The organism is Nitratidesulfovibrio sp. SRB-5, from assembly GCF_019931275.1.
Taxonomy (GTDB): Bacteria; Desulfobacterota; Desulfovibrionia; order Desulfovibrionales; family Desulfovibrionaceae; genus Cupidesulfovibrio.
In genome coordinates this window covers 1409143-1429779 of the sequence record NZ_JAIOTY010000001.1, presented here as the reverse complement: position 1 = coordinate 1429779, position 20637 = coordinate 1409143, and the positions used below count along the sequence as shown (strand labels likewise).

Annotated in this window: 21 protein-coding genes, 1 tRNA gene and 1 pseudogene; 9 read left to right on the top strand and 14 right to left on the bottom strand. The window is 64.2% G+C overall.

Annotated features, from left to right (window positions below):
* Positions 1 to 243: 243 nt before the first annotated feature.
* The 3 genes and pseudogenes from coaD to K6142_RS05800 form a co-directional block, all read right to left on the bottom strand.
* Positions 244 to 774, bottom strand: a pseudogene (gene coaD / locus K6142_RS05810) (pantetheine-phosphate adenylyltransferase); the annotation flags it as partial.
* The gene (rsmD, locus tag K6142_RS05805) at positions 750 to 1322 is read right to left on the bottom strand and encodes a 16S rRNA (guanine(966)-N(2))-methyltransferase RsmD (RefSeq protein ID WP_012611327.1); all 573 of its coding nucleotides are present in this window, start codon (positions 1320 to 1322) and stop codon (positions 750 to 752) included. The pseudogene coaD and the gene rsmD, both read right to left, overlap by 25 nt.
* Before the next feature lie 113 nt (positions 1323 to 1435).
* On the bottom strand, positions 1436 to 3046 hold the full coding sequence (locus tag K6142_RS05800) for an MBL fold metallo-hydrolase RNA specificity domain-containing protein (protein ID WP_012611326.1): 1611 nt from the start codon (positions 3044 to 3046) through the stop codon (positions 1436 to 1438).
* 374 nt (positions 3047 to 3420) lie between these two features.
* On the opposite strand from K6142_RS05800, the gene K6142_RS05795 reads away from it, so the two are divergent.
* The 5 genes from K6142_RS05795 to K6142_RS05775 all read left to right on the top strand — a co-directional run bounded on the left by K6142_RS05795 (position 3421) and on the right by K6142_RS05775 (position 6709).
* Positions 3421 to 4077 (top strand): TIGR00730 family Rossman fold protein, encoded by a 657-nt coding sequence (locus tag K6142_RS05795; protein ID WP_190245293.1) that lies wholly within the window; start codon positions 3421 to 3423, stop codon positions 4075 to 4077.
* A gap of 263 nt (positions 4078 to 4340) precedes the next feature.
* Positions 4341 to 4772 (top strand): tRNA adenosine(34) deaminase TadA, encoded by a 432-nt coding sequence (gene tadA / locus K6142_RS05790; protein WP_190245294.1) that lies wholly within the window; start codon positions 4341 to 4343, stop codon positions 4770 to 4772.
* A gap of 245 nt (positions 4773 to 5017) precedes the next feature.
* Positions 5018 to 5111: transfer RNA gene (locus K6142_RS05785), tRNA-Ser, on the top strand.
* Positions 5112 to 5179: 68 nt separating this feature from the next.
* Complete coding sequence (locus tag K6142_RS05780; RefSeq protein ID WP_190245292.1) at positions 5180 to 6178, top strand: HNH endonuclease; 999 nt, start codon at positions 5180 to 5182, stop codon at positions 6176 to 6178.
* A 42-nt stretch (positions 6179 to 6220) separates the two neighbouring features.
* Positions 6221 to 6709, top strand: a complete 489-nt coding sequence (locus K6142_RS05775; RefSeq protein ID WP_190245291.1) for a hypothetical protein — start codon at positions 6221 to 6223, stop codon at positions 6707 to 6709.
* A 220-nt stretch (positions 6710 to 6929) separates the two neighbouring features.
* On the opposite strand, the gene K6142_RS05770 is transcribed toward K6142_RS05775, so the two are convergent.
* Entirely contained in the window at positions 6930 to 8246 is a 1317-nt protein-coding gene (locus K6142_RS05770; protein WP_190245290.1) for a DUF4910 domain-containing protein, read from the bottom strand.
* A 790-nt stretch (positions 8247 to 9036) separates the two neighbouring features.
* On the opposite strand from K6142_RS05770, the gene K6142_RS05765 reads away from it, so the two are divergent.
* The gene (locus tag K6142_RS05765) at positions 9037 to 10800 is read left to right on the top strand and encodes a lysylphosphatidylglycerol synthase domain-containing protein (RefSeq protein ID WP_190245289.1); all 1764 of its coding nucleotides are present in this window, start codon (positions 9037 to 9039) and stop codon (positions 10798 to 10800) included.
* A 163-nt stretch (positions 10801 to 10963) separates the two neighbouring features.
* Here the strand turns inward: K6142_RS05765 and pyrR are convergent, their stop codons facing one another.
* On the bottom strand, positions 10964 to 11497 hold the full coding sequence (pyrR, locus tag K6142_RS05760) for a bifunctional pyr operon transcriptional regulator/uracil phosphoribosyltransferase PyrR (protein WP_190245288.1): 534 nt from the start codon (positions 11495 to 11497) through the stop codon (positions 10964 to 10966).
* 231 nt (positions 11498 to 11728) lie between these two features.
* Between pyrR and K6142_RS05755 the strand changes: the two genes are divergently transcribed.
* From K6142_RS05755 to K6142_RS05745, 3 genes are all read left to right on the top strand, one after another.
* Complete coding sequence (locus K6142_RS05755; protein WP_190245287.1) at positions 11729 to 12022, top strand: adhesin; 294 nt, start codon at positions 11729 to 11731, stop codon at positions 12020 to 12022.
* A gap of 249 nt (positions 12023 to 12271) precedes the next feature.
* Positions 12272 to 12592, top strand: a complete 321-nt coding sequence (locus K6142_RS05750) for an IscA/HesB family protein (RefSeq protein WP_012611314.1) — start codon at positions 12272 to 12274, stop codon at positions 12590 to 12592.
* Between the two features lie 223 nt (positions 12593 to 12815).
* Entirely contained in the window at positions 12816 to 13031 is a 216-nt protein-coding gene (locus K6142_RS05745; protein ID WP_012611313.1) for a hypothetical protein, read from the top strand.
* A 457-nt stretch (positions 13032 to 13488) separates the two neighbouring features.
* Here the strand turns inward: K6142_RS05745 and K6142_RS05740 are convergent, their stop codons facing one another.
* From K6142_RS05740 to K6142_RS05700, 9 genes are all read right to left on the bottom strand, one after another.
* Entirely contained in the window at positions 13489 to 14055 is a 567-nt protein-coding gene (locus K6142_RS05740) for an NADPH-dependent FMN reductase (protein WP_190245286.1), read from the bottom strand.
* A 411-nt stretch (positions 14056 to 14466) separates the two neighbouring features.
* Positions 14467 to 15459, bottom strand: coding sequence for a ketol-acid reductoisomerase (ilvC, locus tag K6142_RS05735; protein ID WP_012611311.1), 993 nt, complete (start codon positions 15457 to 15459; stop codon positions 14467 to 14469).
* A gap of 335 nt (positions 15460 to 15794) precedes the next feature.
* Positions 15795 to 16286, bottom strand: a complete 492-nt coding sequence (gene ilvN / locus K6142_RS05730; protein WP_012611310.1) for an acetolactate synthase small subunit — start codon at positions 16284 to 16286, stop codon at positions 15795 to 15797.
* 12 nt (positions 16287 to 16298) lie between these two features.
* Positions 16299 to 17987: a biosynthetic-type acetolactate synthase large subunit gene (gene ilvB / locus K6142_RS05725; protein WP_190245285.1), complete on the bottom strand. Its 1689-nt coding sequence runs from the start codon at positions 17985 to 17987 to the stop codon at positions 16299 to 16301.
* Positions 17988 to 18218 (bottom strand): hypothetical protein, encoded by a 231-nt coding sequence (locus K6142_RS05720; protein ID WP_007521181.1) that lies wholly within the window; start codon positions 18216 to 18218, stop codon positions 17988 to 17990. It abuts the gene before it with no gap.
* A 29-nt stretch (positions 18219 to 18247) separates the two neighbouring features.
* The gene (locus tag K6142_RS05715; protein WP_190245284.1) at positions 18248 to 18568 is read right to left on the bottom strand and encodes a DUF167 domain-containing protein; all 321 of its coding nucleotides are present in this window, start codon (positions 18566 to 18568) and stop codon (positions 18248 to 18250) included.
* A complete protein-coding gene (locus K6142_RS05710; protein ID WP_190245283.1) occupies positions 18555 to 19064 on the bottom strand; it encodes a DivIVA domain-containing protein in 510 nt (169 codons plus the stop codon). The genes K6142_RS05715 and K6142_RS05710 overlap by 14 nt, the downstream gene beginning before the upstream one ends.
* A gap of 9 nt (positions 19065 to 19073) precedes the next feature.
* Positions 19074 to 19376, bottom strand: coding sequence for a YggT family protein (locus K6142_RS05705; protein WP_012611306.1), 303 nt, complete (start codon positions 19374 to 19376; stop codon positions 19074 to 19076).
* 242 nt (positions 19377 to 19618) lie between these two features.
* Positions 19619 to 20398 (bottom strand): HAD family hydrolase, encoded by a 780-nt coding sequence (locus tag K6142_RS05700; RefSeq protein ID WP_190245282.1) that lies wholly within the window; start codon positions 20396 to 20398, stop codon positions 19619 to 19621.
* Between the last annotated feature and the right edge of the window lie 239 nt (positions 20399 to 20637).

The following is a 20637-nucleotide window of genomic DNA, read 5'->3' as shown; positions in this document are numbered from 1 at the left end:
TGCTTGAAGCCGTTAAAACGTAGGCGCCATGGGCGGCGTACCCCCGCCATAGCCCTCGTCGTCGGGGTCGAGGCCGCCGTTGCGCAGCGCGTCGTCGCCTTCGGCACTCAGGCCCGCGCCCATGGAGCGCGGCAGAAAGCCCCCGTTGCCGAGGCCCGCGCCAAAGGCCGACCCGGCGGAGCCGGCCCCGGCCAATCCGCCCGCGCCGCCCTTGCCGCCAAGGCCCCCCGGCCCGCCCAACCCGAGGTCGATGTCGTCGCCCAGCGGGTAGGGATAGCCGTACTTCTCGCGCAGCTTGCGGTAGATGTTTTCCGGCACCAGCCCCTTGATGTCGCCGCCCAGGCTGGCCGCCGCCTTGATGATGGTGGAGCTGATGTACAGCCACTGGTAGTCCGTCATCAGGAACACGGTCTGGATGTGCCGCTTGAGCTTGCGATTCATCAGGGCCAGCTGGAATTCGTACTCGAAGTCGGACACCGCGCGCAGCCCGCGCAGGATCACGTTGGCCCCGCGCCGCTCCACGTAGTCCACCAGCAGGCCGGTGAACGGCTCCACGGTGATGGAGGGATGCCCGGCAAACACTTCCTCCGCCATGCGCACCCGCTCGTCCAGCGAGAACAGCGGCGTCTTCGGCGTGTCGGCGGCCACGGCCACCACCACGTTGTCGAAAATCTGGCAGCCCCGGCGGATGAGGCTGACGTGCCCGTTGGTCAGCGGATCGAAGGTGCCGGGGTAGATGGCAAGGCGCCCTACCCGTTCTCGCGCGTGGTCCATAGCACGATCCTTGTCTGTCCGTAGGTCCGGTCCACGATGGGCACGAGCGCCGCGTTTTCCCGTTCCGGGTCCAGCGGCAGGCGCGCCTCCACCTCCACGGCCACGATGCCCCCGTCCGCCAGCCAGCCGTTGCGCACCGCGTTGCGCAGCGTGGGCGACAGCTGGCCCGCGCCGTAGGGCGGGTCTATGAACACCACGTCGAAGGTGGTGCGCGACCGGCGCGCCAGCAGCTTGTTGCAGTCTTCCTGTACCACCTGCCAGCGTTCCTGGGCGATGCCCAGCGTCTGGGCGTTCTTGCGGATGAGCTCCGCCGCCTTGGGGGCGGTTTCCACAAACCACGCCTCTGCCGCGCCCCGGCTCAGCGCCTCGAAGGCCAGGCTGCCGCTGCCCGCGAACAGGTCCAGCACGCGCAGGCCGGGCCAGACCACCCCGCGCGATTCCAGCATGGAGAAGAGCGCCTCGCGCACCCTGCTCATGGCGGGCCGGTAGCCCGGCCCTTCGGCCGTCTTCAGCACGCGGCCGCCGTATTCACCTGCGATGATGCGCATGAAACTCCTGAATCCGCTAGACGTTCATCCGCCCGTGCGGGCTGCGGGGGTCGAGCGTGCGTGCCCAGCCCCCGCCAGCCTGCCCGCCAACGGGCAAAAAGACAATTTCGAGTCTACACCTGCGACAACAGGCTCAGTATCTCCCGGTTCAGGTCGGCCACCCGGTCGCGGATGTCCACCTGTTCCACCCAGGGGCGGGTTTCCACCCCGGCCAGACGCTGGCGCAGCATGGCCACCTTGGCCTCGGTGTCGCCCAGCAGGAATTCCCAGTCCACCCGCGGGTGGGCGCGGCTTTCGTCGGGCGCGGTCAGCATGGTGCGGCCCGGCTTCAGCGTCACCTCTTCCATGTAGGTGGGCACGTGCACGGTAAGACCGTAGCGCTCGTGCAGCTTTTCCGAAAGGGTGACCTGGGCCTTTTCTTCGCCGTGCACCAGAAACACTTCCATGTCCTTGTGCTGGAAGGCCCCCACCCAGTCGAGCAGGTGGCTTTGCCCGGCATGGGCCGAAAAGCCGCCGATGGTGAACACCTTGGCGTTCACCGCCACGTCTTCGTTGAACAGGCGAAGGGTCTGGGCCCCGTCCACGATCTTGCGGCCCGGCGTGCCCACGCCCTGATAGCCCACGAACACGATGGACGCCCCCTGCCGCCACAGGTTGTGGCGCAGGTGGTGCTTGATGCGTCCGGCGTTGCACATGCCGCTGGCGGAAATGATCACCGCCGAACCCTTCATGCCGTTGAGCGCCTGCGATTCCTGGCTGCTCAGGGTGTAGCGCAGGTTGGGCAGGGACAGCGGATCTTCGCCGCGCGCGTAGGCGGCCTTCAGGTCGTCATCGTAGAAGCGCGGGTGCTTGCGGAAGATTTCCGTGGCGCGGATGGCCAGCGGGCTGTCGATGTACACCGGCATGTCGGCGGGCAGCTTGCCCTCCTGCCACAGCATGTGCAGGGTGTACAGCACCTGCTGGGTGCGTTCCACCGCAAAGGCGGGAATGATCACCTTTTCGCCGTGGCCGTGGCTGTAGGCGATGGCTTCCGCCAGTTCGGCGCGGCTGTTTTCGGAATTCTTGTGGTCGCGGTCGCCGTAGGTGGACTCCATGAACAGGTAGTCGGGCCGGGCGGGATGGTCGGGGTCGTTGACGATGAGCTGGTTGGGCCGCCCAAGGTCGCCGGAAAACACCAGCCGCGTGGGGGTGCCGTTTTCCGTCACCTCTATTTCGAGGAACGCGGACCCCAGAATGTGCCCCGCGTCCTTGTAGGTGACGCGGATGCCCGGAGCGGGTTCGAACGGGGCGTTGTATTCCACGGGGCGCAGCCTGCGCACGGCGTTCTGGGCGTCGGCCATGGTGTACAGGGGCTCCACCGGCTTGCGCCTGCCGAAGCGGCTTTGCTTGCGGGTTTCCCACTCTGCTTCCATTTCCTGGATGTGCGCGGAATCCTGCAACATGATGTCCATCAGGTCGCGCGTGGGCGGGGTGCAGTAGATGTCGCCCTTGAAGCCTTCGCGCGTCATGCGCGGCAGAAGGCCGGTGTGGTCGATGTGCGCGTGGGTGACGAGAAAGAAGGCGATGTCGCCGGGGCGGTAGATGTCCGTATCGACGTTGCGCTTTTCGATTTCGGAGTTGCCCTGGTGCATGCCGCAATCGATGGCGAAGCGGGTGCCGTTGGCTTCCAGCATGTAGCACGAGCCGGTGACGGTCTGCGCGGCTCCCAGAAACTGTATGTTCATGCCGTTCCTCTGGTTCCGGTGAATGGTGAAAGGCGCGGATGGCGTACGCTGTGGAGATGCCGGAAGCGCCGGTTGCGTTGAGACGCGTCGGGATGCGTCGGGGCGTCGGGACATGTCGGGGCACGTTGGGGTGGATGCGGATGCGCGGGAGTGCGCCGGGGGTATCGGGCACGCCGGACGCGTCGGGCACATCGCCACATGGCCGTTGCGCCGCACAGGCAAGGCGTGTCGGCCCCACAAGGCAGGCCAACCCGCACGCCTCCCCCCCCCCCGCCCGGAGCCAACCACCCCGCGCACCAACCCCGCGAACGATTTCCGGGCGTTGCGCGGGCTGCGCGGAATCCGTATAGTGCGCAAAACTCAAGGAGTGTGCAATGGGTTCTTCCAAGCAGTACGTGATTGACAGCCTGTCCATAAAGGAGTCGTGGCGGCTCTTCAAGATAATGGCCGAACTGGTGGACGGCTTCGAAACCCTGAGCGACCTGGACCGCTGCGTGTCCATCTTCGGGTCCGCGCGGGTGAAGCAGGACAGCCCCCTGTACGCGGAAACCGAAGCCATCGCCCGCAAGCTGGTGGAGGCCGGATACGGCGTCATCACCGGCGGCGGGCCCGGCCTGATGGAAGCGGGCAACAAGGGCGCCTTCGACGCGGGCGGCACGTCCGTTGGCCTGCACATCCACCTGCCCATGGAACAGGGCGCCAACCAGTTCGTGAAGACCCGTTGCGACTTCCGCTACTTTTTCGTGCGCAAGCTGATGTTCATCAAGTACGCCATGGCCTACGTGGTCATGCCCGGCGGCGTGGGCACGCTGGACGAACTGACCGAAGCCTTCGTGTTGACGCAGACCCACCGCATCAAGCCGTTCCCCATCATCCTCTACAAGAGCGACTACTGGAACGGCCTGCTGGACTGGATCCGCGACAAGATGGTGTCGTACGACTTCATCCGCGAAGAGGAAATGGACCTCGTCACCGTGCTGGATACCCCCGAACAGGTGGTGGCGTACATCAGGAAGCACGTGATCATCTAGGCCGTGCCGTCACGAGCGTGCTTGGCAGAGAACAAGAGGTTTGCTTGTGACGACACGCCACTGGCGCGGTGGACGGGGCTTGCGGGCCTTCGCCGCGCCAAGGACGTAACAGAAACCGGCCCGGCCACCAGACGGCAACCGGGCCGGATATTTTTCGGAGCAGCATAGTGACCGACGACGCCTTCATCCTGCCGCCCTACGCCCTGCGCGGACCGGCTGGCCCCGTGCCCCCTGCCCCGCCCGGCTGGACGTGGGATGCGCTGATGGATGCCGCCATCGCACAGGCCCGCAAGGCTGCGATCCTTGGCGAGGTGCCCGTGGGCGCGGTGGTGGTAGACCGGCAGGGGCGCATCATCGGCACGGGACACAACACCCCCGTGGCCACGCACGACCCGTCCGCCCACGCGGAAATGGTGGCCCTGCGCGAGGCCTGCCGCAGTACCGGCAACTACCGGCTGGACGGCACGGTGCTGGTGGTGACGCTGGAACCCTGCCTGATGTGCGCCGGGGCCATGGTGCATGCCCGCGTGGCGGGCGTGGTGTACGGTGCGCCTGACCTGAAGGCCGGGGCCGTCACTTCCTGTCTGGACGCGCTGGACCAGCCCTTTCACAACCACCGGGTATGGCACATGGGCCACGTGCGTGCGGCGGAGTGCGGCGTGCTGTTGCAGGAGTTTTTCCGGGAGCGAAGGTAGGTGAGCGGGACACTTGGCTGTCCCACCTTCACCATGACTGAGGACGTGGGGGAAAAACGAAACATTCCACACCCGCCGTGGGTTCGAATTCCACCCTCTCCGCCACAAAAAATCCCCGTTCTAAGTGGTCCTGACAGAACAGCCAGCCACCGCCTGCGCGCGCCGCGTTCGTCTTGGGGCTTGCATTCCATCCGGAAATTTCCTAAAAGGTCACTCCGCCACGGGCAAGCCCCGGTTGGCAACGCGGAGAGGTAGCGAAGTGGCCGTAACGCGCTCGACTCGAAATCGAGTTATCGGTTAGTAGCCGGTACGTGGGTTCGAATCCCACCCTCTCCGCCATGTAAATAAAAAAGCCCGTGCGAGCACGGGCTTTTTTATTTACATCTCTGCCATCAAGGAGCCGGAAGATGGCAACTGAGAGCAGATTTAAACCAGCAGTCATTGCAGCCTTAGCCAAACGGGCAGCTTCTCGCTGCTCTAACCCAGAATGCAATGCACTCACAAGTGGACCTTCAAGCAACCCCACACAATCTATTAATGTTGGAGAGGCTGCGCACATTTCTGGCGCGAATCCTGGATCCGCACGTTATGATCCAAGCATGACAGAGGCTGAGCGGAGCCATATATCGAATGCAATATGGCTTTGCAGCAACTGTCACAAAATCATCGACGACGATCCATTAAAATATCCTTCAGATATTTTATACGCATGGATACGCGACCATGAAGAAAAAATAGCAAAACTCGTCGGCAAGAATGCTGCTGCGATACGCCATCAGTACGAATTACGACATCTTGAAGAACTCGGACGAATGAGCTACAGGGCTGAACGCCTCATTGTAAATAAAGATGATTTATGGGAATATCTTCTCATGGCTGAGGCATTACGATATGAAGCTGCGCCAATACTAAGACGCTGGAACGCCTTAAACCAAAGGCTATACACAAAGAAAATTAAAAAAGTCTCCACAAAACACTTCTTCACTTGGTTTCAATATAAGCTTGATGAAATTTTAAACATTATCGAATCAATAGGCGCGATCACGAATTTTGAACTAAACCGAGCATGCGGTGCTCCCGGAACCCCAGGCAACGAAGCTGACATACTATACGCTTGCCGCCTTTGCGCTGAAGCATGTCAACGCCTCTTGGAATGGGAAGAGTCCGTTCATTTCACACTAGTAGACGATCCATTCAAAGATGTTCATCGTCATCTACAGGGAATAGCAGGCTCAACAATAACGAAGATTTCCGAACTACCCAAAGCTATTAATGAAATAATAAGCAACGCTTCAACACCCGGCGAGCACATCCTTACGCTTACTGTTGACCTACCTACGGGATGGCAGGAATCCGTTCTCGAATCCATGAAACTGGCGACACTACGCATACAACAGGATTCATGATTTCACATCAATCACCCTTTATTTCAACACACGAGCCTTTAAATGAACGTCTTCCACCTTGCACCGCACGACCTTCTCGAAGAAGGGGCCATCCCTACCACCTCCAAGGGCATGGACAAAGAGGACGAGCACGCCCTGTGCGCCTTCGTGGAGGTGCGGCGGGAGGCGGACTATAGCCTGTACGTCCAGTGCTTCACGGACAGGCCGGGCACGCGCGGCATCATCCCCGCCGCATGCAAGAGCGGCAGCGCCGCGTGGACGGCGGGTGACAGCCGCTACCTCACCAACCGCGTCTGGATTTTCACCGACGCCATGCGCGCCAACGCCATGGGCAGTGCTGGCGCGGGTCAGGGGGGCAGCGCAGGTCAGGATGACGGCACACAACAGCCCGAAGCCCACACAACCGATGCCGTCTCCGCCAAGGGCATTCAGGCCATCGCCAAGGAATGCGCGGAAGCCCTGAAAAAGGCGCGCCGTCTGGCCGACTACCACGGCTTTGGCGAAGACATGGAAGACGAGGAACTGGACTGATCCGAAGACATTCCCACCCGCAGCACGCACAAGGCCCCCGGCATGACACCGGGGGCCTTGTTTTCATTGCAATCTATCGCGCATCAGGGTTGTTCCGGTGGGTGAGGACGGCACATCCGCCCGCCGCTTGCAAGCATCCGGCAGCCAGGCCCTTCGGGCGCCCTGCTCCGCCGCGCACCGCCTTGCTTTTCCCTTCGCAACATCACTCCCTCTACTCAACCTACTCAACCTGCTCCACTTGCTCCACTTGCCCCACCGGGGCCAGCACGCCCGCCGCCACCAGTTCGCGCACCACGGGGATGCACTCGTCTGCGGGCACGCCGATGCGGTCGGCAATCTGCACCAGGTCCAGCGTGCCGTCAGCGTAGGCCAGATAGTCGATGATGATGTTCACCTTGTTGCAGTACCCGTTCTTCATGGAAGTGGTGGGGTACAGGCCGCGCTTGCCCAGTTGCGGCTCGCACAGGCAGGTGGTGCGCCAGGTGCGGTTGTTCTCTATGATGTCCAGGCATCGCGCCAGCGTGGTGAACGAATTGTCCAGCCCCGCCGCAGACACCACGGAAAGGTCGTCCAGCGAAGTATGATATTCCGGATAGTGCCGGTACAGGCTGCGCGCAAAGGGAATGATGGGCAGGTCCACGCCGGGGCTGTTGTACTGGCGCTCGTCGCTGGCCCGGTCCAGAAAGGTGTATCGCTTGAAGTCCGGATGGTAGGCGCCCAGCACGTGCAGCAGGGTGCGGTCGGACAGGGTGTTCCCGTGGCGCGAGGGCAGGTACGACCACGCGCGGTCGTCGCCCGTGCAGCTCAGCACGAAGCCGGCCACCACATTGCGCTGCATCTCGGCCAGATGCCGGCTGAGGTACCAGATGGTGCCGATGGTTTCCGGCACGAACACCAGCAGGTACGACAACTCGCGGTCGCGCTGCATCAGGTGGCGGGCCATGGCCGTTTGCAGCACCGGGCCGGAAAGCTCGTTGTTGGCCATGGAGGGATGGCAGACGTAGGTGGACAGCACCACCGTCTTTTCCGAACGGCCGGGCAGGAACAGGTCGGCGCAGGTCATGTGGCCGGGGGCCAGGGTGGAATCAATCACCACCCGGAACGGGCCGGGGCCCAGCGCCTCGCGCTTGTCGTGCGCGATGCAGAAGCCCCAGGTGCGCTTGTAGTACGAGGTCACGTAGGGAATGGCGTCCGGCTGGTCGGGCAGCGAGTAGAGCCGGGCGTCCAGTTCCTCGCGGGTCACCACGGTGTCCACCGGCTCGGAATAGCCCACCACGTGCAGGTTGCTGGCCTTGAAGTCGATCAGCCGGTTGCCCCGCATGTCGGCCACCCAGGCATCGCGGATGTTCCACTCGTCCGGCACGGTCCAGTCGAAACACTGCGTGCCGCTGGGCACCTCGTGCAGGTGCAGGCCCGGCAGCAAATCGCCAAGGTAGCGCAGCGTCTCGCGCACCCCGTCACCGGTAAGGCTCCTGCAAATGGGAAAGAGGTCCGCCATCCAGCGGTACATCTCCTGCCCAGGACTCACTGCGTCCATATCCTTCCTTCGGCCCGCGCGGTCAGCGGGCGGTGATGCATACCACCATCCCGCGCCGTCAAAGGCCCCCCCGCCCTGTATCGCGCCCCGGCACACTGCGGCAGCGTGATGCGGCATGAAAAGGTACCAACGCGACGCCCACGGGCAACCCCTTGCCGAATGCGGCGCGCGCCTGCCCGCACTGCGGCTGCGGACACGCCAAACGGGCGCCTCGCACATGCGCGGCGCCATGCAGCCGGGGCACAGTCCCTCTGCGGAACGCTCTTCTACTGCACCATTGAAACGTGTTCAAGCGACAGAAATGCTACGAAACCGACTTCTTGGCACAACACTGCCATGCGACAGGAAAAAATATTCATGCACTGTCCATGGATAGGCCGAACCCGCCATGTTTCCCGAAGCCGTGAAACACACGAGACATGCCCCAAAACTGAAACAGGCAATCCAGGGGCCAGCCGCAACGCCCCGGCGCATCGCCAGCCGAACCGCGCGCCATGCGGCATGGCGAAAACCGCGCGGGCCATCCCCGCTGCCCCCCTTGCGGCAACGCCCGATCCGCGTGCAAAACCCGCCCTCGCCGCCAGCCCCGCATGGCCGACCATACGTACCGCGCACAAAACCGCATTCCCGTCGCGCGCCCCCGGTGGAAACGACATGCCCCTCGCGGGAATTCATGCCCCGCAGCCTTGCCGTAACCGGGTCTCCAGTGTAGGCTGCGTTCCTCCGCGCCGACAGGTGTGGCAACGCGGCACACGTAAACACCCTCATCCCCAGACGGCATAATCTCCGCATGAAGCACACAGACGTCGATTCCGCCGCTCCCAAGCATTCCCCACCGTGGAAGAAACACCTGCGTTCGCTGGGCAAGGTTGCGGTGTTCGCAGTATTCTGCGGAGCGGTGTGGCTGCTGTACAACGAAGTCAGCAAATACCATATCGACGAAATCCGCGAGAGCATGCGCCAGATGCCCATGACCAGCATCGTGGCCTCCATTGTGCTGATGGTGTTCAACTACCTGGTGCTGGTGGGGTACGACGCGCTGGCGCTGCGCGCCATCAACAAGCCGCTTTCCCTCACCCGCACCGCCCTTGTCTCGTTCGTGGGCTGCGTGACCAGCTACAACTTCGGGGCGCTGCTGGGCGGCAGCTCGGTGCGCTACCGGTTCTATTCGGCCTGGGGCTTTTCGGTGGTGGACGTGGTGCGCCTGGTGGTCATGCTGGCCATCACCTTCTGGGTGGGCGCGCTGGGCGTGGCCGGTGCCGTGTTCATCATCCAGCCGCTGCCGGTGCCCGAATCGCTCGACATTCCCGTGCGCGACGTGCGCCTGCTGGGCGTGGTGCTGCTGGCGCTGACCATCGGCTACCACATCCTGACGCTGGTGGCGAAGCACCCCATCAAGGTCATGGGCAAGGAATTCGCGCTGCCGCCCTTCCGGCTGGCCATCATGCAGACCCTGGTGGCCGGGCTGGACCTGGTGGTGGCGGCGGGCTGCCTGTTCGTGCTGATGCCCGCCGATCTCGGGCTGGACTTCATCCAGTTTCTTTCCGTGTACCTGATGGCCGTCGTGGCCGTGGTGCTCAGCCACGTGCCCGGCGGCGCGGGCGTGTTCGAACTGGTCATCCTCAGCCTGTCGCACACCCATTCGCCCCAGACGGTCATTGCCGCGCTGATCAGCTTCCGGTTCATCTACTACCTGCTGCCGCTGCTGTTCGCCGCCGTGCTGCTGGGCGGGCACGAACTGCACCTGCGCCGCCACGAGGCGGAACGGATGCTGGACGAGGCGGGCCGCTGGACCGACGCCCTGTCGCATACCCTGATGGCCTACCTGGCCTTTGCCGCGGGGCTGATCCTGCTGTTCTCCAGCGCCATCCCCCTTGCTGCGGACAGCCGTGCCGTGCTGGCGGCCAGCGTGCCGCTGTGGGCCATGGAATCCGCCCACTTCATGGGCGGCGTGGCGGGGGTGGGGCTGCTGCTGCTTTCACGCGGGCTGCAACGCCGCCTGGCTTCGGCCTGGCGGCTGGTGACTGCGCTGGTGGTGCTGGGCATCGCCAGTTGCGTGCTGAAGGGGCTGGACTGGCAGGAAGCCATCCTGCTGGCGCTGGTGCTGGCCTCGTTGTGCGTGACCCGACGGCGCTTCTTCCGCCGCACCTCGCTGCTGCGCGAACGATTCACCGTGCGCTGGATGGTGGCGGTGCTGCTGGTGGTGGGCTGTGCCCTGCTGCTGGGGCTGTTCGTGCACGGTCGTGTGCCCTACACCGCCGACCTGTGGTGGACCTTCGCGGCGGAAAATGACGCCGCCCGCCTGCTGCGTGCCTTTGGCGGCATAGCCATTGTGCTGGCGGTGTTCATGCTGCGGCGCATGGCCTTTCCGCTGCACGGACGCCTTGGAGAATTCACCGCGGCGCGGCGCGAACGGTTCCGGCGCATCTACCGCGCGGCCCAGCGCATCCGCGAAAATGCCCTGCGCCGCAAGAAGCCGGAGCATGCCGACCATAACGGCCAGTCCAATCATAACGGCCATAACGGCCAGACCGGCAAGCCTGGAAACGACTAGCAGCTCCCTTGCATCTTTCGCGCACGGCGCGACAACAGACACAGCAACGGACACGACAACAGACACAGCAACGGAATGACAACGGGGCGGCGCCGCAACACGGCATCGCCCCGTTTTTCATGCGCCACACGCGGGCGGCGCGGATATGCAGAAACCCGCCGCCCTAATGAGAGGACAACAACACCTCGTCCCGCCCGTCGCGCTCGCGCAGCAGCACGTCCACCTGCTCGTTGCGGCCCGTGTTCACGGTGCGGCCCACGTAGTCGGCGTGGATGGGCAATTCGCGATGCCCCCGGTCCACCAGCACCAACAGTTCAACGCGGCGGGGCCTGCCGTAGTCCAGCAGTGCCTCCAGCGCGGCGCGGATGGTGCGCCCGGTGAACAGCACGTCGTCCACCAGCAGCACGTCCCGCCCGTCCAGATCCACGGGAATGTCCGACGGCCCGATGGCGGGCTTGGCGGACAGGGTGGTCCAGTCGTCGCGGTACAGGTTGATGTCCAGCGCGCCCGATGGCAACACGCAGCCAAGGCGCTCGGCGATGACGCGGCCAAGACGGGCCGCGATGTCGGCCCCCCGCCGCTGGATGCCCACAAGCACAAGGCCCGCACACTCGCCGTGGCGTTCCAGCACCTGATAGGCCAAGCGCTCCAGTGCCCGGCGCATTTCCTCTTCCGTCAGCAGAATGGTCTGTTCCATCGGGTTCACCCGTCCGGTGGGAATTGGTAGCTATCTTCATTGCTAACCGGTTTCCGGCGGCTTGGCAAACCGTCCACGGCCAGACTTTGGGGGCGCGCTGGCGCACTGTTACGCTCCCCGTCGGCACCGCAGGGCCATTGCGCGGTCATCGCGCGCTCATTCGGTTGGCCTTTTCACCAGTTCTGCGGTAGGGTATGGCCCAACGTCGCCACAGGCCGCAAGGAAACGGACATGATCACCCTCGAACACGACGCACGGGGCATTCTGGAAGAATACTTTTCGGAAAACCCCCAAAGCCCCATCCGCATCTACGTTTCGCCTCGCGGCAGCAAGGGGCCGCACCTCGTGCTGGGTCCCGACGAACCCACCGAACGCGACCATGTGATGCAGGTGGACGGCTACACCTTCTGCATCAGCCAGCGGCTGGCCCAGCAGGTGGGTGCCGTGCGCATCCGGGCGCGCAACGCCGGATTCGAAGTGGTTTCCGAACGGCCCCTCAGCGCGCGCACGTCCGACGCATCCTGAGGCCGCCCCGCCATTGGCATCACGCCCTTTGCCGGGCCCGTCCGGCACGCGCCGCCCCCATGCCCCCGCCATTCATGAATCCAATGGGTTGCATTCGTGCAGCCTTTTTTTCTGGTGCAGCCGCAGCTTCGGCCTGCCCGCCCGGCCCCCAATCCATAGATGCTTGCTATAGGCATCGGCGCGACTCATTGACAAACACCCCTCGGATACGTACTTGTTGCTCTCCGCACATCCAACAGTGGAGGACACATGTTCGAAATCACCGAAAACGCCCGCAAAGAGCTTGATGCCTACTTTGCGGACAAGCAGAAGAACCCCATCCGGGTCTACCTTGCCCCCGGCGGCTGAAGCGGTCCCCGGCTGGCCCTGGCTCTGGATGAGCCTAACGATACCGACAAAGTCTTCGAGGAAGGCGGCTACACCTTCTGCGTGAACGCCGAACTTCTGACCATGGCGGAATCCATCCGCATCGACATCAGCTACATGGGATTCTCGGTGGAATCCGGCAAGCCGCTTGGCGGCGGCAGCAGCTGCGGCGGTTGCGGCAGCGCTGGCAGCTGCGGCTCGTAATCCCCGCAATCCGCATCATACGCACACGCAGCGGCCCTCTTCGGAGGGCCGTTTTTCATTTGCCGACGGGAACAACCGCCGCGCGCACAACACGACGGCAGTACGGCGCAGCGCGGCGGGCACACCACACTCCCGTGCTTTCGGCACCCGCCGCACTTGACGCGGTGCCGGGTGCGCGGGCATCTTCGCGCATCACGCACGCAGGAACGCCCACGGAGCCATCATGACCTTCAAGGAAACCGTCATCCTCGCCATCAAGCTTGCCCACCGGCAGCAGCAGGAACTGGTCGTCGGCCGCGAGGACGGACGCTGGGAGATCGTGCCCATCACCGATGCCCGCTCCGACCAGTTGCGCCCCAGCGTCATCGTGACCGGTGCGGGGCTGAAGTACCCGGAGCACGAAGACCTGTACGCCCGGCTGGTGGCCGAAGGGGCCTGAGCGAAACGTGGCGCGGGCGCGTCCGTGCCCCACCCGCCTTCCCCTGACGCCTGCCGCCATCCCCGTTGCCCCGGCGACCAGATCCGGCTTTCCCCCTGCCGATTGCCACCCCCGCGAATTCAGACGGCCCGCGCCCCTTCAGGAGGGACACGGGCCGTCGTTGCCTCGGGTCACGCTGTCGCGCAGGGATTCATGCAGATCATTCGCTTACCCCGAATGGATCACACCATGAGAGCCGAAGCAGGATTTGCGCTCGTTGGCGAGGAAAACAAGCCAGCCACGAGGGAGCATGCCTCCGCCGTTGGGCGAGTTTCGAGCCTTGCGGATGAGGACCGCAGCGCACTCTTCCCGTATTCGACCGATGTGGCTGGCGAAGTTTGACCGCGTAGCTCGCCCGAAGGGCACGCTGCGCGCCCTTCGGGTCTGATGCCTTCGGGTGAACGGACTATTCGACCCGCTAGCGCTTCACGTTGGTGGCAATCCACCCCGCAAAGGCGTTCATGAACTTGGCGCCGAACTCGCGCATGGAGGCGTCGGTCAGGGCGCCATCGGGCCCGAACAGCTTGTCCGCAACGCCGATGTACGCTTCCGGCTGCTGCAACGGGGGCATGTTCAGGAACACCAGCGACTGGCGCAGGTGATGGTTGGCCCCGAAGCCGCCGATGTTGCCCGGCGACACGCTGACGATGGCCGCGGGCTTGCCGTTCCACACGCTGCTGCCGTACGGGCGCGATCCCACGTCCAGCGCGTTCTTGATGGTGGCGGGCATGGAGCGGTTGTATTCCGGGGTCAGGAACAGCACTGCGTCCACGCCCTTGATGGACTTGCGGAAATCGGTCCACGCGGCGGGCGGGGTGCCTTCGTCGTCCAGGTCCTGATTGTACAACGGCAGACCGCCCACTTCCACGAATTCGAAACGCAACGCGGCCGGGCCCAGTTCCACCAGGGCCCTGGCCATCTTGCGGTTCAGCGATTCCTTGCGCAGGCTGCCCACGATGACGGCGACGGTGAATATGGTACTCATGAGTGTCTCTCCTGTGGTTTCAGGTATCGCCGTGTTCCCGGCGGGTGCGCCCGCCGGGAGGAGAAACGACGTTACTGGTAGCATACTACCGGATTGCCGCCGGGGCAACGCCTGCTCGCATTTTTTCGCGTCTTCGCACGCACGGTGACGCATGCGGGGTGCCGCGCATTCCGCGCGCTTCTGCCCCGTGCGCAGCCCACCCCCGCGCAACGCCCCGGGCACACGGGTTGGCTTCCATCCTCCCACTGCCCGGCGGCACGCTTCCTTCCCCGCATCCTCGCCCACGTACCTCCGCGCCCGCCCATCCTGCTCCCTGCTCATCTCCCTGCCCCACGCACCGTTGCGCACGCAAAAGGGGCCGCCCCTTTCGGAACGGCCCCTGTCTGACAGGCAAGGCAATGAGACTGGCGGCTACTTCTTGTGCAGCCAGGGCATCATGCCGCGCAGCTTGCCGCCCACCTGTTCGATCTGGTGGTCGGCCTCGATGCGGCGGGTGGCCTTGAAGCCGGGGTACCCGGCCTTGGCCTCGAGGATGAAGTTGCGGGCGAAGGTGCCTTCCTGGATTTCCTGGAGCACCTTCTTCATTTCCTTCTTCGTTTCCTCGTTCACGATGCGACGGCCGGTGACGTAGTCGCCGTATTCCGCGGTGTCGCTGATGGAGTGGCGCATCTTGGCAAGGCCGCCCTCGTAGATGAGGTCGACGATGAGCTTCACTTCATGCAGGCACTCGAAGTAGGCGATTTCGGGCTGGTAGCCCGCTTCGACCAGGGTTTCGAAACCGGCCTTGATGAGCGACGAAAGACCGCCGCACAGCACCGCCTGTTCACCGAACAGGTCGGTCTCGGTTTCTTCCTTGAAGGTGGTTTCGATGACGCCGGAACGCGCACCACCAACGCCCTTGGCGTACGCCAGAGCCTTCTCCATGGCCTTGCCGGTCGCATCTTGGTGGATGGCGACGAGGCAGGGGACGCCGCCCCCCTCGGTGTAGGTGCGGCGAACGAGATGGCCCGGCCCCTTGGGGGCGATCATGAAGACGTCGACGTCCTTCGGGGGCTCGATCTGGCCGAAGTGGATGTTGAACCCGTGGGCGAACAGCAGCGCGTCGCCCGGCTTCAGGTTCGGCTTGATTTCCGCTTCGTAGATCGCGGCCTGTACCTGGTCGGGGAGTAGGATCATGATGAGGTCGGCCTTGGCTGCGGCCTCGGCCACGGGTAGCGGCGCGAAGCCGTGTTCCTTGGCGAGTTCGTAGTTGGCCCCGCCGGGACGCTGCCCGACGACGACGTTGATCCCGGAGTCGCGCAGGTTCTGAGCGTGCGCGTGGCCCTGGCTGCCGTAGCCGATGATGGCCACGGTCTTGTCCTTCAGGACCTCCAGTGTCGCATCCTGTTCGTAATAGACCTTCATCATCTACTCCCTGCCGCACACGGGTGCGGCGTCCTCGAATGACGGTTGCGGTGTATGAAGACCCCGCCCGGCACCGGGAGTAACCCCGGCACCCTTGCGGGTTTGCCACCGTAGACAGCGAAAGCGCTGCCGCAATGGATTGCGATACCGGATTCGGCGGCGGAAGGCTACCCTTTGGTGGGCGCCGAAACGCAGCAGACTGAATATTTGTTCAATCAGTCGCGCATTCTCCCTGCCGTGCAGGACGCGCGGCGAAAGGCGTTGTCCGCCCGCCGCCGCGCGTGAATATCCCGGAACAATCCGGCCAGGGTGCCGTGATCCGGCCCCGGCAGGGACTACGCGTTTTCGGGCTGCATGGACCGCCGCATGGCCACGGTGCCGGTGCGGGCGATTTCCTTGATGCCGAAACGCGCCAGCAGGCTCAGGATGGCCTGGATCTTGCCGTGGTCGCCGGTGGCTTCCAGGGTCAGGTCGTTCAGGCTCACGTCCACCACCTTGCAGCGAAAGATGTCGGCAATGCGCAGCACCTCGGCCCGCCGGGCGTCGTCGGCCTGCACCTTGACCATCACCATCTCGCGCTCCACGGCGGAAACGTCGATGAAATCCACCACCTTGATTACCGTCACCAGCTTGCGCAACTGCTTGACGATCTGCTCGATGATCTGTTCCTCGCCGCTGGTGGTAATGGTCATGAGCGAAACGCCCTCTTCCAGCGTGGGGGCCACGTTCAGCGATTCGATGTTGAAGCCGCGTCCGCTGAACAGCCCCGCCACCCGGGACAGCACGCCCGGTTCGTTCTCCACGAGAACGGAAAGCACATGTCGCATGGGCTGCCCTCCCTAGACCAGCAGCATTTCGTCCAGGGCCGCGCCTGCGGGCACCATGGGGTACACGTTCTCCTCGCGTTCCACCCGCACGTCGATGACGGCGGTATGGGGCGAGGCGAAGGCCGCGCGCAGCGTGGATTCCAGCTCGCCCGCCTCGGTGATGCGGTAGCCCTCGGCCCCGTAGGCCTCGGCCAGCTTCACGAAGTCGGGCTGCGCCTCCATGCAGGTGGAGCAGTAGTTGCGCTGGTAGAACAGTTCCTGCCACTGGCGTACCATGCCGAGGTAGCCGTTGTTCAGGATGACGATCTTGATGGGCAGCTTGTTGCAGACTGCGGTGGCCAGTTCCTGGATGTTCATCTGGATGGAACCGTCGCCCGCCATGTCGATGACCAGCTTGTCCGGAAAGGCGAACTGCGCGCCGATGGCGGCCGGAAAGCCGTAGCCCATGGTGCCGAGCCCGCCGGATGTAAGCAGCGTGCGCGGCTTGCGGAAGGTGAAGAACTGGGCCGTCCACATCTGGTTCTGGCCCACCTCGGTGGTGACGATGGCGTCCCCACGGGTGATGGAGAAGATGGTTTCCACCACCTGCTGCGGCTTGATGGAACCGTTCTTCACGTAGGTCAGGGGCTGTTCTGTGCGCCAGGCGGAAACCTGGGTCAGCCACGGCTCGTGCGCCGTTGCCCAGTCCTTTTCGGCAAGGCGGGTGGTGGCTATCTCGCGGATGCCCGCCAGGGCCTTGCGGCAGTCGCCCACCACGGGAATGTCCACCTGCACGTTCTTGCGGATGGACGTGGGGTCGATGTCGATATGGATGATGCGCGCACCCGAGGCAAACGCGGAAAGGCGCCCGGTCACCCGGTCGTCGAAGCGCGCGCCCACGGCCACGATGCAGTCGGCGTTGTTCACGGCCTTGTTGCCCGCGTAGGTGCCGTGCATGCCGATCATGCCCAGCCACAGCGGGTCGTCGCCCGGAAAGGCGCCAAGGCCCATCAGGGTGGAGGTAACCGGAATGCTCAGGGTGCGGGCCAGCCAGCCAAGCTCTTCGCTGGCGTCGGACATGACCACGCCGCCCCCCGCGAAGAACAGCGGGCGCTTGGCCTCGATGAGCGCCTCCACCGCGCGGCGCAGCTGGTTCAGGTTGGGCCGGTAGGTGGGATTGTAGCTGCGCAGCTTGACGTCCTCGGGCCAGACGAATTCCGTCTTCGCCTGCATGACGTCCTTGGGCAAGTCGACAAGAACGGGACCCGGCCTGCCGGAGCGGGCCAGATAAAAGGCCTGCCGCAGCACGCGGGCAAGGTCGCGCACGTCCTTCACCAGATAGTTGTGCTTGGTGCACGGTCGGGTGATGCCGACGATGTCCACTTCCTGGAAGGCGTCGTTGCCGATGAGGGGGGTGGGTACCTGCCCCGTCAGCACGACCATGGGAATGGAGTCGGCATAGGCCGTGGCGATGCCGGTCACGGTGTTGGTGGCGCCCGGTCCGGAAGTGACCAGACAGACGCCCACCTTGCCCGACGCGCGGGCAAAGCCGTCGGCGGCGTGCACCGCCGCCTGTTCGTGCCGGACCAATATGTGCCGGATATCGTGTCTGGGCAGTTCGTCATAAATGTCTATGACGGCCCCGCCGGGATAGCCGAACAGTACGTCCACGCCTTCCCGTTTGAGGCATTCCAGCAGAATCCGGGCCCCGTTCAGTTCCATCTAGCCCTCCAAGGCGCGGTACCGGTCCAGTATGGCGTGGAGCCGGGTCTTTCCGTCGAGTTTCTGTTTCTTCAGTTCCTTGGCCTGCTTTTCTTCAGCGGGGGTCAGGAACGACTTGGCTTCGATCTTCTCCAACTGTTTCTCGAACAGAATATGCTCGTCCCATAGCGCCTTCAGTTCGGGGTCCGTGGCGGCGTACTTTTCGATGAGCGCGTTGTCTTTCGGTTCCATGGAACTTTCTCCTCTGGCGTTGAGGGTTGCTATTTCCCACATGTGCCAAGCAGGCCCCAGCTGGGCTCCACATCCGATTCGACGATCAATTTCTTCAACCGGCTCGTGTGGCCGGATACCAGGCGCACGCGGTTGCGGCGCATTCCCAGCGCGGAGGCCACGAATTCCTCCAGCGCCTTGTTGGCCTTGTTGTCCACCGCCGGTGCGGCCAGGCGCACCTTCAGCCTTCCGTCAGCCGTGCCCTCGCAGGCGCTCTTGCGCGCGCCGGGCACCGCCCGCACCAGCACCGCCCATTGCCCTTCCCCGGCAGGGGCCGCCCATTCGGGGCGGGCGGAATCAGGCAGGTCCACCCTTCTGCCGCCCGGCAATGCGCGCCGCGGCGGCCTCCAGTTCCTCGTCGTCCTCGCGGGCCATGTCCAGCATGCGCAGGTGCTGCTGCACCACGGCGCGCACCTTCATTTCGAACTGCGCCTTGACCTTGCGGGCCTCGGCGATGTCCTCCTGAATGCGCGCAAGGCGGAGCTGCCCCTGATTGATGAGGTTCTCCGCCTTGGAATGGGCAGCGTCGATGATCAGCTGCGCCTCCCTCTGGGCACTTGCCTTGAGGTCGGCGGTAACCCTTTGGGTGGTCATCAACGTGTCTCGCAACGTCGATTCCCGCTCCCTGAATTCTGCCAGGCGTTCCTCAAGCCGCGCCACCTGCCCGGCCAGCGCGGCCTTTTCCTCGCTCAGCCGACCGATGGCATCCGCAGCCTCCTGCATCATCCTGTCCACCTCTTCGGTGGTGTAGCCTCGCAGGGACTTGGAGAAGCTGTGGTTCAGCAGATCTATGCGGCTCACGGACATGTGACGCCCCTATCGCATGGTGACGGCGAACTGGTACAACGACTGGACAAGCACGGCGTTGATGAACTGGATGGCCAGCAGCACCACCACCGGGGACAGGTCCAGCCCCCCCAGGTAGGTGAACGGAATCCACTTGCGGACCCGGTAGAACACCGGTTCCGTCAGGTTGCGCAGAATGCGCACGATGGGATTGTAGGGATCCGGGTTGACCCACGAGAGAACCGCCGAAACGATGACGATCCAGAAATACAGGTTCAGCACGGCATCCAGCACGCGCGCCACGCCGAAAATGAGATTCGAGAAAACGAACATGAACCCTCCGGTTAAGCGCACCCCGGAATTGAGGGGCGACCGTAACACCGATACTTCCACTTACCCGCCACAAGAATCAAGCAAAAAGTGGTTACTCCTGCACCGGGCGCACGGCCCTGCCTTCCGGATGCCCCCACTCGATGCCCGCCGTTTGCCCGCCAGATGCGCGCCCCATGCCCACCTGACGACGCCGAGTTGCCCGCCTGTGGCGTACCGGGCACGCGCCAGCCGCCAACCGGTCGCTAGCGGTGGAAACAACCGGACGCGGCGCCTTGCAGCGTCTTGCCCGCGCCCTGCCTCCCGTCCTGCCGCCCGTACTGCCGTTCGTCCTGCCGCCCGTACTGCCGCTCGTCCTGCTCGTGCCTGACGTATTCCGCCAGTACCCGGCGCAGCGCCCAGAAGTCGTCCAGGTGCAGCCGCGCGGAAAGTGACGGGCTGCGGTAGGCCCAAAAGCACACCCCGGCCATGCGGGCGGTTTCCTCGTCGGCGATGGTGTCGCCCATGAAGGCCACCTCGTCGCGGGCAAGGCCCCAGGCGTCCAGGGTGGCGCAGATGCCTTCCGGGTGGGGTTTGGCCCGCACGCGCGACGCCGTCATGACCGGAAAGAACAGCTCGGTCATGCCGAAGTGGTCGAGCACGTATTCCATGGTGGTGGTGCGGTTAGTGCAGATGCCCCGGCGAAAGCCCGCATCGCGCAGCCAGCGCAACAGTTCCAGCAGGCCCGGCTCCGGCTCCAGCAGGGGCAGGATGTCGCGCCGGTAGACGATGCGCTTGCGCGCCTCCGGCAGCCCGGGCATGAGCGCGGGCGGCACGATGCGCGCCAGCGACTGCCCCACCGAGGCCATGTGGGTGTAGTCCTCGTCCTGTCGCGACATGGGCGGCTGGCCCAGCGCATCAAGGATGAGGTTGTAGTACTGGATGTTGGACGCGCGCGAGTCGAACAGCACGCCGTCGCAATCGAAGATGATGCCCTTGAGACCCTTGGGGAACAGCTGCTGAAGACGATGAACCGTTGGATACACGATGACTCCGAAGGTAAGGCTGGCGTCACGACATCATGCCCCGATGCCGCCGCCCTGAGGTACTATGGTGAAACGGCGACAAGCACAGACCCTTGGTCAGTCTCCCAAGGTGCCGCTACGATGTATTCCCAAATGAAAGTTTTGGGGGATGGGGGTACGGGGGAAGGAGACCTTTTTACGCGTTGCGGTCCCCATCCGTAAGGTTCGCAAGCTCACCTAACGGCTGGGGCAAAAGGTCC

Excerpts from the sequence above, each read along its gene's own strand:
- rsmD (WP_012611327.1), bottom strand. The coding sequence starts at position 1,322 with ATGCGCATCATCGCAGGTGAATACGGCGGCCGCGTGCTGAAGACGGCC.
- K6142_RS05800 (WP_012611326.1), bottom strand. The coding sequence starts at position 3,046 with ATGAACATACAGTTTCTGGGAGCCGCGCAGACCGTCACCGGCTCGTGC.
- K6142_RS05795 (WP_190245293.1), top strand. The coding sequence starts at position 3,421 with ATGGGTTCTTCCAAGCAGTACGTGATTGACAGCCTGTCCATAAAGGAG.
- tadA (WP_190245294.1), top strand. The coding sequence starts at position 4,341 with ATGGATGCCGCCATCGCACAGGCCCGCAAGGCTGCGATCCTTGGCGAG.
- K6142_RS05780 (WP_190245292.1), top strand. The coding sequence starts at position 5,180 with ATGGCAACTGAGAGCAGATTTAAACCAGCAGTCATTGCAGCCTTAGCC.
- K6142_RS05775 (WP_190245291.1), top strand. The coding sequence starts at position 6,221 with ATGAACGTCTTCCACCTTGCACCGCACGACCTTCTCGAAGAAGGGGCC.
- K6142_RS05770 (WP_190245290.1), bottom strand. The coding sequence starts at position 8,246 with ATGGACGCAGTGAGTCCTGGGCAGGAGATGTACCGCTGGATGGCGGAC.
- K6142_RS05765 (WP_190245289.1), top strand. The coding sequence starts at position 9,037 with ATGAAGCACACAGACGTCGATTCCGCCGCTCCCAAGCATTCCCCACCG.
- pyrR (WP_190245288.1), bottom strand. The coding sequence starts at position 11,497 with ATGGAACAGACCATTCTGCTGACGGAAGAGGAAATGCGCCGGGCACTG.
- K6142_RS05755 (WP_190245287.1), top strand. The coding sequence starts at position 11,729 with ATGATCACCCTCGAACACGACGCACGGGGCATTCTGGAAGAATACTTT.
- K6142_RS05745 (WP_012611313.1), top strand. The coding sequence starts at position 12,816 with ATGACCTTCAAGGAAACCGTCATCCTCGCCATCAAGCTTGCCCACCGG.
- K6142_RS05740 (WP_190245286.1), bottom strand. The coding sequence starts at position 14,055 with ATGAGTACCATATTCACCGTCGCCGTCATCGTGGGCAGCCTGCGCAAG.
- ilvC (WP_012611311.1), bottom strand. The coding sequence starts at position 15,459 with ATGAAGGTCTATTACGAACAGGATGCGACACTGGAGGTCCTGAAGGAC.
- ilvN (WP_012611310.1), bottom strand. The coding sequence starts at position 16,286 with ATGCGACATGTGCTTTCCGTTCTCGTGGAGAACGAACCGGGCGTGCTG.
- ilvB (WP_190245285.1), bottom strand. The coding sequence starts at position 17,987 with ATGGAACTGAACGGGGCCCGGATTCTGCTGGAATGCCTCAAACGGGAA.
- K6142_RS05720 (WP_007521181.1), bottom strand. The coding sequence starts at position 18,218 with ATGGAACCGAAAGACAACGCGCTCATCGAAAAGTACGCCGCCACGGAC.
- K6142_RS05710 (WP_190245283.1), bottom strand. The coding sequence starts at position 19,064 with ATGTCCGTGAGCCGCATAGATCTGCTGAACCACAGCTTCTCCAAGTCC.
- K6142_RS05705 (WP_012611306.1), bottom strand. The coding sequence starts at position 19,376 with ATGTTCGTTTTCTCGAATCTCATTTTCGGCGTGGCGCGCGTGCTGGAT.